Here is a 12458-nt window from a genome sequence, read left to right on the forward strand (position 1 = left end):
ATTATGTCATAAGTAAATATATTGGGATCAAATATTTGTTTATATTATTAAATACTTTCTTCTTCACTTTGAATCATCTTATGAGCAGTGAATTTCATAATATCCTCAATAGACAATCCTTCTTTATATTGTTTTATCCATTTCATAGATTGATTTCCTTCCTCAAGAACTTTATAAATAGGTTTCAAAAGATGAGTCATATTTAACTTTTCTGCAGTTAAAGATAAATCAGCTAATACATTTTTTATCCATTCTCTACAAATCATTTTCTTGCCATCTTTCCAATGAGTCAATTCAGCGTCTAGACTCATTTGTGCAGCTTTAATTTCGTTTAGATCACATATTTTTGTTAATTGATCCATAGAAAACTTACTAGTATTTAAGGGATCTAAAGTCTTCAGATTTTCGAATAAATAAATGACTCTAAGTTCAAGTAAAGCTGTTATTGCCAACAATAACTCAATATCAGAGATGTAATCGCAAATTCTTAATTCAAGACGATCTAAAACATGAGGCCTTTGAGGTCCATTTGGGCGAATAGAAGACCAAAAATGTCTAATATTGTACATATTTCCATTCTTAATATTTTCTTCAATCCATTTTATATAGTCATCATGATTGTAAAAAAAAGGAACCTTATTTGGTGTTTTAGGGAATTGAATCCATCTCTGTGAATGATTATTAGTAAGTTTATTATTTAAAAAAGGAGAGCTTGCACTTATTGATAAATACAAAGAAGCCTCACACCTTACAAGTCGGATAGCTGCAAAAAGTTTATCTAAGTTATCAATACCTAAATTTATATGAACACTGGAAGTGGCGATTGATATACCGTAGTTATCTTGAATAAATTGATGATAAACATTATTTTTATCAGAACGTTGAAACTGATTATTGTGTTTAAAACATAATGTAGATGAAGGGATTATTGTTAAATCTCTTTTGTTTAACCATTTCCTTAAACTTTTTCTAGGTTCTAATAAATTCTTATAACTGACTTTATAGTCTTTTTCTGGATTCGTAATATACTCAACATTTCTGTTATCCGGCTCTTTGACAAAATTCGAAAACGTTTTTTCAATATCATCAGAAACTCCAACATGATTATTTTGAGAACCAGTAAAGAGTTCTACTTCAAAGCCTTTATATAAATTATCATTATGCATTTATCTATCCAAACAAGCCAATGCCATTAATATACCTTTGGCTTTATTAATAGTCTCTTGATATTCATTCGCAGGAGAGGAATCTGCAACTATCCCAGCACCAGCCTGAACAGAAACTATATATTCTCCATCATTTGAAGGCTGAACTATCATTGTTCGTATTGTTATCGCAGTATTTAGTGCACCATTTATATCTATAGACCCATAAACTCCAGCATACGGACCTCTAGCATCTTTCTCAAAGTCCTTAATTAATTGCATAGCTCTAATTTTTGGAGCCCCAGTTACTGTACCAGCAGGAAAACATGCTTTAAGTAAATCCCATACCCCAGTATTACTTTTTAAGATACCTTCAACTTCACTAACTATGTGCATTACATGTGAATATTTTTCAATTATCATCAAATCTTTAACCTCTACTGTGCCTGTTTCACATACTCTTCCTAAATCATTTCTTCCCAGATCAATAAGCATTACATGTTCTGATATCTCTTTAGGATCTTTTAATAAATCTTTCTCAAATTTTAAATCTTGTTCAGCATCTTGACCTCTTGGCCTTGTGCCAGCTATCGGTCTTAAGCTTGCAACAATTTGATTAGTTTTATTCTTCTCTGCTTTGACCATTACTTCAGGACTAGAACCTATTAAGTACCATGATCCAAAATCAAAGAAAGCCATATAAGGTGAAGGATTAACAATCCTCAAGCTTCTATATAGATTAAAGGGATCACTTTTAACTTTCGATTGAAATTTTTGGCTAATAACAATTTGAAAAATATCTCCTTTTCTTATATATTCCTTTGCAGAAACAACAGCTTCCTCAAACTCTTTTCTTTCCCAATTACTTGAAATTGCAATATTCAAATCTTTTTTTTCATCCCAGTTAAGAGCATGTTTTTCATTAATTGGAGCACTCATTAAATCTTTGATTCTATTAATTCTTGAAATCGAATCTTGATAAATTTCTTGAACATGAGTTTCTGATGTCCTGGAAGTGTCAGCATATACAACTACAGTGATACATCTTTTCATTTGATCAAATATTACTAATTGATCAAAAAACATCCAAGATCCATAGGGTAAATCATTATCTTCTATAGGATTAATAGGCACATTAGGTTCTATGCGATTGATTAATTCATAACCCCAAGAACCATATAACTGACCAACATAAGGTAAATTATCGATATTATATGACTTATATTCTTCGGTCCAAGTTCTTAATAAATCAAAAGGATCGCCTTTATATTTTTCACTGTTTCCATTATTCCAAGTCTTAATAGTTTCTTCTCCACGACAAACTGCTTCCCAAAGAGGATTAGTAGCAACAATACTCCATCTACCTAAATTTTCCCCACCTTCGACGGATTCAAAAAAGACCCCATGTGAATCTTTATTTGATAATTTAAGCCATGTTGATAATGGGGTCTCTAAATCAGCAGGCCAAGTTTTGAAAATAGGTATAAAATTTTTACCTTCTTTATAAGCCTTTAAAAAACTATCTTTTTGAGAACTGATCATACTAGTAAATTCAGTCCAAATTATAATTATATTTGTTTCTTATATCAACTTTTGATAATTTATTCAAAAGTTTCTTTGGTAGTAAATTTTAAACCTGCAGGATTCGGATTCTCTCCAATTCTTCTTGGATTATGACCAACTTTTTCTCTACCTTCATTAACTTTCTCGGAGAAAACACCATCCTTAGGATGTAAGAATTCAATATCTCCGCCAGGGAATATTCTATAAATTTTAAAATTTTCAATCCTAGGTTTAAAACCCCTTAATTGTGTCCCAAGAGCAAGACATTGTTCTTTTCTTGCAAAGTACATTAAATTATCTCCTTCGTGCATAATAGCGGCTCCACCAGTTGGCAACTCAAATGCTTGTTCCTTGGAGCTATTCCATGAAATCGCATATTTTTCTTCAGTTTCTGCAGAGTTCAATAAACCCCCAGTACTGCCTATATGCTTTGGAAATTGACCAACTAAAGTTTCAGTCATCCTAAATTTTGAAATTATTTCTTATAAGAAACTAGCATTCATGTTTTACAAATTTCTTAATTTTTTAAAAAGTTTCTACATTATTTAATAAATGTAAAAAAGAAATATGCATTTAAATATGATCTATATCTGCAATTGGGAAAAATACTGTCAAGCCAGTATCCCTTCTTTGTGTAACGTGACCTCCTAAACTCGCTAATAATTTTTGAGTTGCGACTTGACTTAATTGTAAACTTCCCGTTTGAGGATTCCAATTTAATACTGGACCAATATCAGAGCCATTTTCTGTATTAAAAATTTCGTGTTTACCCGTATCAAATTTTTTTACCTTTAATTGAAGTTTTAATTTTTGTCCCGCGGGCCGTAACTCTAAGATTAAACTACTACCTTCTCTTAAACCTCTAGTATTTTTATCAATTAGCCCTCTTAACATTAATTCTAGTTTTTCAGAATCACTCAAAATTTCGGGAAGTTGTTTAGGTATATCAATTTCTATCGAAATCCCGCGCCGTTTTAATTGTTTACTCCAAACAGGTGATAATTTATAAAAAATTTCCCCTAAATTTATTCTTGCCAACTGATTGGGGGGGGAAATATCGTTACTTACAAGTTCCGCAGCATTGAAAATAAGACCAAATCTATCTATTTGCTCATTACACTCATTATCAATTTGAATTAAACGGTTTCTCATTGATTCGTCCATATTATATTTTCTGAGAGTAGAGCTTATTAAAGTCCTTATAGTTGCTAAAGGAGTTCTGACTTCATGAGAAATTGCTTGTAATAACTTTGCCTCCGTTAATTGATCATTCTTGTCATCATTTTTAACTGCATTCTGAACACTTAATTTAGGAATTAAATTTGCCAACTTAATTGATAAACTAGGCCAAAAACTTTTTTCAAATTCATTATTAATATTCAGATCTCCTAAATTTTTAATTGCATTACGAAAATTAATTGCCTCTTCATAATTTTCTTGATTCAATTTTGCATCAATCAATTCAATGGTAGTTTTTAGGCTGCTTTCATCACATCTCATAAGTAAAGTTCTCTTGTCTTTTTCTCCTGCAATTGTTAAAAGACATTGAAAATTAGTAGTAATAATTATTAAAAAAGGTTCATAACCATCTTTAGTATTTAAATTTAAGACTTTGTAATTCCTAACAAAATTACTATCTTCTTTAATTTTTATGGAATGATCTACTGGTAGGAAACCAGCATTATCCATCTGAAAATATGGAAAACCTTCTGGAGACCATAACCAACCTTGCATTTTTGCAAGACATTTTTTATCTGTGAGAGCAGGCAAAGGAGAAGCTACCCAAAATCCTCCTTCTTGAGTGGAATGGGAGAGGAACTCTTTTTGAATAACTTCTAAAGAGGCCCACCACATCCGTCTAGAAGTTTCGTCATCAACATATGAGGTATTTAATCCTTGCAGGAGTAAATCTTGAATTTTTTTTATAGTTATTAGAGATTTCATTAATTTCTTAATGATCTAGAGCGATTTAAAGTAGATAATGCCAGACCAATGCATATAAAGTTAATTAATAAAGAAGTCCTACCATAACTCATAAAAGGTAGCGGGATGCCAGTTACTGGACCTAATCCAATAGTCATGAATAAGTTAATAATGATCTGAAATAAAAATGTTGACGCTATTCCAATAATTATTAATGACTCAAAATGAGTTCTGGCATTTTCAGATACCTTTACAAGACGACCAATCAAAACAAAAAACAAAAAAAGAACCAGAATGCATCCTAAAAAACCTAATTCTTCCCCTAACGCACTAAAGATAAAATCTGTATGTTGTTCAGGTATAAATTGTAAATTTGTAAGTTTACCATTTAATAAACCATTACCAAGAAGGCCTCCAGAACCTATTGCTATTTTACTTTGCAATAAATGATATCCTCCTCCTAAGGGGTCCCTACTAGGATCTAGGAACAGAACTAATCTATCTTTTTGATAATCTTTTAAGCCAAATTCCCAAATAAAAGGTGTCAACTTTATAACTAATGAATGAAGAGCTAATGTAAACATCGAGAAGATGATTTTCTTCTGCGAGGACCTATAGGCTAAGTAACCCATAAAAGGAATCCAGAGAGCAAGCAAGTTTGGAGAAATTAAATAAAATAGAGAGGTAAAAATACAACAAAACAAAATGAGAAACCATTCTATCGGCATTTGGGACCAATAAAGCATTACAAAAGTCAATACTATTAAAACTAGAGAAGTCCCTAAATCAGGTTGAAAAAATATTAATAACCAGGGAATGACTACAATTAAAAAAGGTAATATTATATCTTTTATCGAAGTAATAGACTTCCTTTCTAGCACTAAAGCAAGAGTTAATATAGTACTCAATTTCGCGACTTCAGAAGGTTGAAAAGAAAAAATCCCAAAGCTCAACCATCTTTGAGCACCATAAATTGAAATCCCAAAAAAATAGATGAAAATTAATGAAAGTAAAGAGCAAAAATAGAATGGAATCAAATATTTTTTAATTCTCTCTATTGGTATATATGAAATAAAAATAGCTAAAAAATAACCTAATAAGCCTGTGAAAAGATGATTTAAAAAATCTGATTGTAAAAATTCTCTTTGTACACTTTTTATTAAAATACTTGAAATAAAAACTAACGCTAAAGGGATAACTAGTAAAGGTGAAAAAATAATTTTTCGATTAATTTTTTGTTTTTTTTCAAAAAATCTCTTTTTGTTTTTTAAAGAAATTTCCTTAAACATTTATACTAATTAATAAATTGTTTTTTAATCAATTGAGCTAACTCTTTAAATCTAATTGAACTTTCTTTATCTGGTTCACTTATTGAAATTGGAACACCCTTATTACTATCATTGACAAGTTTTATTTCGATAGGAATTTGAGCAAGTAATGGTAGATTATTTTCCCCAGCTAAAATTTTCCCACCACCTTTACCAAAAATTTCATATTTTTTATTAGGCATATCTGGTGGAATAAAAACAGACATATTTTCTACAACGCCCAATATTGGAACACCAAGTTGCTTAAACATTGCTAACCCTCTTCTTGCATCTTGCAAAGATACCTTTTGAGGTGTCGTTACAACAATTGCACCAGAAATAGGAACAGATTGAGATAAAGATATTTGAGCATCTCCTGTACCTGGAGGTAAGTCAATAACTAAGAAGTCAAGATTATTCCATTCAACTTGATAAAGAAATTGCTTTATTATACTATTTAACATTGGTCCTCTCCAAATAACTGGTTGTCCCTCTTCTATCAAAAAACCCATTGAGACTAATGAGATGCCATATTTATTAATTGGAATTAATCTTTGATCATTACCGCTACCATCAGTTACTTTTGGATTTTCTTCGGTAACTCCCAGCATGGAAGGAGTATTAGGCCCATAAATATCAGCATCTAATAAACCAGTTTTTAAACCTAATTTAGCTAACGAGCATGCGATATTAACTGCAATTGTACTTTTACCGACACCCCCCTTACCACTACTTATAGCGATAATATGTTTTATGCCTTTAATGTTCTTCAACTCAGGTAAATTATTTTCGCTTGTAGAATTAGATTGAGATACGTTATTGTCAATTTCTATTTGTACATCATTAACATCCTCAAATTTAAGGAGTATATTTTTAACCTCTTTTACTATTCGCTCTCTCTGAGAATTTGCAAATGAGGGTAAGGATAGTGTGATTATTATTCTGGGTAAAATTACTCTAACGTTTTTAATCCAGGCCAGTTCAATAAGATTTTTCTTTGATCCAGAATCTAGAATCTTTGATAATGAATAATTAGCATCTTCGACTGTAGTCATCAAAATTTTTAAATGTTTTTATAGGTTAGTCGACTCTTTAAAAGATTAAGAACTATGTCGAACTATCGAATAATAAGAAATTACCACCCCCTTAAACGAAATTATAAAGGGAAACTACTAATTAACCAAAATTTTTATTCTTCAAATATCAAGTTAAATAAATGTCTAAAGAACCACCTAAGAATTCAAGAGAAAAAACGAAGAATCTCTTACTCAAGTTACAAGATAATATTTGCAAAGGCCTAGAAAATATTGATGGAAAAGCTAAATTTACTGAAGAATCTTGGCTCAGAGAAGAAGGTGGAGGGGGAAGGTCAAGAGTTTTAAAAAACGGCTCAATTTTTGAGCAAGCTGGAGTGAATTTCTCAGAAGTACATGGGAAAGAACTACCTCAATCGATAATCTCACAAAGACCAGAAGCTAAAGGCCATGAATGGTTTGCGACTGGCACTTCGATGGTCTTACACCCTAAAAATCCATTTATACCTACAGTACATCTTAATTATCGTTATTTTGAAGCAGGACCAGTTTGGTGGTTTGGTGGAGGTGCCGACCTAACGCCATATTATCCATATTTAACTGACGTAAGAAATTTTCATAAAGAACATTGTAATGCCTGTGAAAAAGTGAATAAAAATCTCCACAAGGTATTTAAGCCATGGTGTGATGAATATTTCTTTTTAAAACATAGAAATGAATCTAGAGGTATTGGAGGCATCTTTTATGATTATCAAGATGGTTCTGGCAGAATTTATAAAGGTGATAATAAAGAGAGTAAGGCTTATAAAGAATCTATTAATATTGGAGAATTAAACTTAAATTGGAATAATTTATTTTCATTAGCAGAAAATTGCGGTGGAGCATTCTTAGATTCGTATCAGCCAATAATTGAAAAAAGAGTTAACCAAAACTACACAAAAGAGCAAAGAGAATTTCAACTATATAGACGAGGAAGATACGTAGAATTCAATTTGGTTTGGGACAGAGGAACAATTTTTGGATTACAAACAAATGGTAGAACTGAATCTATATTAATGTCATTACCACCATTGGCTAGATGGGAATATGGGTATAAAGCCCAAAAAGGCTCTAGAGAAGACTATCTCACAAAAATTTTCACAAAACCTCAGGATTGGCAAAATGATAAAAATTTAGAAAAATTTTGTATGGAAAATAATATTTTTGATTAAATTGCTTGAAACCAATTTAGAAAATTTGACTAAATTGGTGTTTTAAACAAAGAACCATCACTTTTTAATTTGAGCCTATCTCTTAATTCATTTTCTAAAGATATTAATTCATCTCTATGAGCTCTTAATCTTATTAACGTCATTTCTTTATTATCTTCACTACTTATCAATCTCAATTCAAATTTCTCTTCCCTAGCTGATTTCTTAAAATAAATCATTCCTGATAAAGGACCTCCAATTAGACCTAAAAGAATAGGCCACCATCCCAAAGTTGGATAAATTTGAATAATTACTAACCCTAGAGCACAGGATCCAAACCCACCAAGCAAACCTAAAAAAATTGCTAAAAATTTGCTAGATATAACTTGGCCTTTAAATATTAAAATTCTTTGATCAAAATCTCCACCTGTCTGGTTCCAACCTCTTAAATCAAGCCATTCGTACATAACTTTTAAAACTTCTATAGGTTTTTGAGAGGAAGTTATTTCAACTATTGTCGTTCTATCCTTACTTGAAGCTCTTAGGAAAAAAAATAAACCTATTGCAAGAAGAATTGTAAGTAATAATGTTGAATTAAGAGAATAAGTCATTTATACACAACTAATAATATTAACTATTTTGTCTAATTCAGAATTTATCATAATATAAATTTAAATTTTTTATGATTAAAAATTTACTTTAAATCCTTAGAAAAAATTTAATCACAAAATTAGAAAATAATGTAAAGTAAAAATTGAAATAAATTATCGTTAATTCTTATGAATAATGATGAAAAAAATAAAAAAATAAATTTTTCCCATAATGATATAAATACTGATTTATATAATTTATACAAGGACTCATCTTATTTAGCTGTAGATACTGAGGCAATGGGATTGATACATGGAAGAGATAGACTTTGTTTAATACAAATATGTAATGAATTAAATTTGACTGCATGCATAAAAATAGAACTTAACAACTCAGATTCACCCAATATAAAAAAATTATTTGAAGATAAAAACATAATGAAAATATTTCATTATGCCAGATTTGATGTCGCAGCTCTAAGATGTAATCTTGAAATAAATACAAGAAATATTTTCTGTACAAAAATAGCTAGTAAATTAGCAAGGACCTACACAAATAAACATGGCTTAAAAGATTTAATCAATGAATTACTAGAAGTAGAATTAGATAAAAGTTCGCAAAGTAGTGATTGGGGAAGCTCGGAAGATTTATCTGATAAGCAAATTGATTATGCTGCGAACGACGTTAGATATTTAATTGAGGCAATGCACAAATTAAAGGTTATTCTTGATAGAGAAGGAAGATATGAGTTGGCTCAAAAATGTTTTAAGACTATTCCAGTTCATTCTGAATTAGATATATTAAAATTCTCGAATATATTTGAACATTAATTAATCTTCAGTTATAAAATTATCTTCATTTTCTAGAGTCGACATAAGTTTATCTAGTATTTTAGATGAACTTAGTTTGTTTCCATTATCATTTTCACATGTTTTCAAAAGATCTTGTGCAACTTGTCTTTTTTCTTCAATAGTTTTAGAACCTTTTTTTGCAATTTGAATTTCTACTTTTTTTTTGGCTGAGGACAAACTTACACTGAGTAACTTAGCTATCTCAGAGCATGTTGCTATATATTGACGATCATTAATAGGATACATAAAAATTTATAAAACCTTTTAAATATTACTTGATCAAGTTAACAAATTTAAATTTATATGATCCACAATTTTTTTACTAGCCCCCCTTTTACCCATTCTTTTCATTCCGATTTTTACTTGTTTTACTCTGTAATCTTTTTTATTTAGTAAAACCTCTAAATTATCAATAAGAGTTTTTTTATTATCACAAACTAATACACTTCCTCCTAATAATCTAGATTGTCTTTTTGCAAATGATTTTGTGAATTGAGGACCAGCGCCGGGAATAGAAATAGAGGGTATACCAAGGCCAGTTATTTGTTCTGTAGCAGTGCCTGCATTTGACAATCCAACACAGGCCATATTAGCCCACTGATTAAAAGTACTTTTGCCTAACAAAATATATTTATCTTTATTTTTCCAAACTGAATCTTCACCAACCAAAAAATTCACATTTTTTTCTTCCAAATAACCATTATTAGATAGATGACGCTTAATCGTAAAAACATTTGCATTAATACTTAGAGGCAAAAGAATAATCAAATCATTTGATATTTTTAAATCTTCTAAACATTTTAAAAAAATATCAAGATTATTTAGAGCTTCAGGGAATCGACTTCCTATTATTAAAATTAACCTATTAAACATAATAATATTAGAAATATTTTCATTTTTTGTATCTACAAAATCCATCATTGGGTTCCCAAAATATTTGGCACTAATCTTTTTTTTATTTAAATTATTTGCTGTAATTTCATCTCTCATTATTAAACTTTTACATCTAGGAGACCTCATTAGAAAAATTTCCCAAGGGTCCCATTCAGAGCCTTTTAATTTATGATAAAAATCACTCAATGCCCATCCAGGTCCGTTACTCCATGTATGATCACTTTTAGGCATACCGACAAAACTAAATTCGCATTTTGAAATCCACGCAAAAAATAAAGGCAACAAATCACCCACGGCAATAATTTTATAATTATCTTTTGACTTGCCTCTTACAAGTAAAAAGTTTTTAAAAGCATCTACTAAAAACCCTGCAAAAAAATCAAGAAGAAATCCTTTTAAGCTTTGATTACTAAAACCTCCGCTTGGTAATTCCTTGAGATAACCAATTTTGCTAAAATTCTTGGATTTTATGCAGTCAAAAATCTTACCATTGCCAACCAATGGCATAACTTCAACTTTTTTAATTTTTATTTTTTTTAAGAATCTTTTTATTATTTCTAATGCGATAACATCTTCCCCATGTCCATTACATATAATTAATACAGAATGAGACGCGCTACTGGTAAGATCATTATGTGATTGAATCATTTCTCTATCGGCGGCATGGCCAAGTGGTAAGGCAGAGGATTGCAAATCCTTTATCCCCAGTTCGAATCTGGGTGCCGCCTTTTTCAAATCAGTTATAGTATCCGCTATAAAGCTTTCAAAGAACTGAAGTTTTTCGTAGCGATTTTCGTATTTCAATTCCTTCAGGCTGAATTGTATGGAAGATAAGTTACTTGATAAATTATCGGGTTTTATGAACCTATTTTTATTATCCCATTAATAGCCCATTGAGAAAGCTTTCAAGTCATAAAGAGATATCACCTTTAGATTCTAGGATAATAAAAGTATTGTATTTTTTTATTCTTTCAGAAGATAATTAAAAAATTAAATATGCTAAAAAAGAGAATCTAGTAATCGTTTTTTTACATTAATCTTTCTAATAGTCATTATCAGCAACACATATACCTAAACAACGTATACCATTCGAAGCAGTCCTTTTACAGTGATTACACAAAATCTTTTCTTTATCTAGAGAAACTCGAGATTCTTTTTTGGTTTTATCACTTATCGATTTATGGTTAAGCTCATAAGCTTCCATTATCTTATTTTTGGTTTTAATCGATATTAACAACAAAAGAAGGATTAGCGTTAGAAGAGGGTATATCCATAATTTTTACAGATTCTTTGGGTTCTTCATCAACAACTTCGCTTTCCTTAGGGTTCTCATCTACAGCGCAAGCCTCAAGTGCTTCTCTAAGAAGCGAATCAAAAGTTGCCCCAGGCAATCTATGTCTTGCAACCTCAAGAAAAGTTCTTGGTAATGATTCAGAAGCAGCATCTCTTAACGCAGGATTATTTTTTCTATGTTCTTGTTCTTCTTCTATTGATTTGATAAATCTCAGTGTTACATCTCTTTTAGTAGAGGCTTTTATCAAAGTATCATTTTCAGAATTTGTAGAACCTGAGTCATTCTCAATATCACTTAGCCTTTTCTCAAGACTATTTAAAACCTCATTAGCTTCTTTACTTATATGAGCTAATTGTCCGTCAGATAGATTTGGTAAATCAGCAACAAAAACCTTTCCATGATCCCTTAAAGTTAAAAAAGTTGGACGGGGGCCTTGATTTTGACGCCCGTTAAAATCTGAATTATTACCTATTGGTCTTTTAGGAGGTGTAGGTCCAGCTGAGCTACGTCTACGTGTTATTCTTTGATTATTTTCAAAGGGCATTGAATTAAAGTTAAATCTACTTACTAAAATCTCCGATATAACTCGGCGGTGGTTTTATTATATTACACCTAACTTTTTCATTTGTGTAGATAAATCTGATTTGTAATTTCTCAAAAAATTTT

At 30.5% G+C, this 12458-nt stretch carries 13 protein-coding genes and 1 tRNA gene; 3 read left to right on the top strand and 11 right to left on the bottom strand.

All coding sequences use genetic code 11. The features are described 5' to 3' along the window. Positions 1–47: 47 nt before the first annotated feature. From gshA to ACTF45_RS00640, 6 genes are all read right to left on the bottom strand, one after another. Positions 48–1166, bottom strand: a complete 1119-nt coding sequence (gene gshA / locus ACTF45_RS00615; protein WP_438949170.1) for a glutamate--cysteine ligase — start codon at positions 1164–1166, stop codon at positions 48–50. Next, positions 1167–2687, bottom strand: coding sequence for an anthranilate synthase component I family protein (locus tag ACTF45_RS00620; RefSeq protein ID WP_288346973.1), 1521 nt, complete (start codon positions 2685–2687; stop codon positions 1167–1169). A gap of 59 nt (positions 2688–2746) precedes the next feature. Next, complete coding sequence (locus ACTF45_RS00625; protein ID WP_011133206.1) at positions 2747–3169, bottom strand: photosystem I reaction center subunit II PsaD; 423 nt, start codon at positions 3167–3169, stop codon at positions 2747–2749. Between the two features lie 112 nt (positions 3170–3281). After that, on the bottom strand, positions 3282–4652 hold the full coding sequence (locus ACTF45_RS00630) for a sensor histidine kinase (protein WP_288346970.1): 1371 nt from the start codon (positions 4650–4652) through the stop codon (positions 3282–3284). Continuing rightward, on the bottom strand, positions 4652–5920 hold the full coding sequence (rodA, locus tag ACTF45_RS00635) for a rod shape-determining protein RodA (protein WP_438949171.1): 1269 nt from the start codon (positions 5918–5920) through the stop codon (positions 4652–4654). The genes ACTF45_RS00630 and rodA overlap by 1 nt, the downstream gene beginning before the upstream one ends. Positions 5921–5925: 5 nt before the next feature. Beyond that, complete coding sequence (locus ACTF45_RS00640; RefSeq protein ID WP_288346966.1) at positions 5926–6993, bottom strand: Mrp/NBP35 family ATP-binding protein; 1068 nt, start codon at positions 6991–6993, stop codon at positions 5926–5928. Positions 6994–7154: 161 nt separating this feature from the next. Here ACTF45_RS00640 and hemF point away from each other — a divergent pair, with 161 nt between their 5' ends. Then, positions 7155–8183 (top strand): oxygen-dependent coproporphyrinogen oxidase, encoded by a 1029-nt coding sequence (gene hemF, locus ACTF45_RS00645; RefSeq protein WP_288346964.1) that lies wholly within the window; start codon positions 7155–7157, stop codon positions 8181–8183. Between the two features lie 29 nt (positions 8184–8212). Here the strand turns inward: hemF and ACTF45_RS00650 are convergent, their stop codons facing one another. Then, complete coding sequence (locus ACTF45_RS00650) at positions 8213–8773, bottom strand: cofactor assembly of complex C subunit B (protein ID WP_288346962.1); 561 nt, start codon at positions 8771–8773, stop codon at positions 8213–8215. Positions 8774–8941: 168 nt separating this feature from the next. Between ACTF45_RS00650 and ACTF45_RS00655 the strand changes: the two genes are divergently transcribed. Beyond that, positions 8942–9583 carry a ribonuclease D gene (locus ACTF45_RS00655; RefSeq protein WP_288346961.1) on the top strand — a complete coding sequence of 214 codons (642 nt, stop codon included), beginning with the start codon at positions 8942–8944 and terminating at the stop codon, positions 9581–9583. Here the strand turns inward: ACTF45_RS00655 and ACTF45_RS00660 are convergent, their stop codons facing one another. Together ACTF45_RS00660 and ACTF45_RS00665 are read right to left on the bottom strand one after the other, a co-directional pair. Then, the gene (locus ACTF45_RS00660) at positions 9584–9850 is read right to left on the bottom strand and encodes a hypothetical protein (RefSeq protein WP_288346959.1); all 267 of its coding nucleotides are present in this window, start codon (positions 9848–9850) and stop codon (positions 9584–9586) included. 33 nt (positions 9851–9883) lie between these two features. Beyond that, entirely contained in the window at positions 9884–11146 is a 1263-nt protein-coding gene (locus tag ACTF45_RS00665; RefSeq protein WP_288346958.1) for a lipid-A-disaccharide synthase-related protein, read from the bottom strand. A gap of 9 nt (positions 11147–11155) precedes the next feature. Here ACTF45_RS00665 and ACTF45_RS00670 point away from each other — a divergent pair. Continuing rightward, positions 11156–11226: transfer RNA gene (locus ACTF45_RS00670), tRNA-Cys, on the top strand. A gap of 314 nt (positions 11227–11540) precedes the next feature. Here ACTF45_RS00670 and ACTF45_RS00675 read toward each other — a convergent pair. Then, the gene (locus ACTF45_RS00675; protein ID WP_288346957.1) at positions 11541–11702 is read right to left on the bottom strand and encodes a hypothetical protein; all 162 of its coding nucleotides are present in this window, start codon (positions 11700–11702) and stop codon (positions 11541–11543) included. Positions 11703–11718: 16 nt separating this feature from the next. Then, positions 11719–12336 (bottom strand): histidine phosphotransferase, encoded by a 618-nt coding sequence (locus tag ACTF45_RS00680; protein WP_288346955.1) that lies wholly within the window; start codon positions 12334–12336, stop codon positions 11719–11721. Positions 12337–12458 lie beyond the last annotated feature (122 nt).

Origin of the sequence: Prochlorococcus sp. (genome assembly GCF_965655815.1) — a bacterium.
Classification (GTDB): domain Bacteria; phylum Cyanobacteriota; class Cyanobacteriia; order PCC-6307; family Cyanobiaceae; genus Prochlorococcus_A; species Prochlorococcus_A pastoris.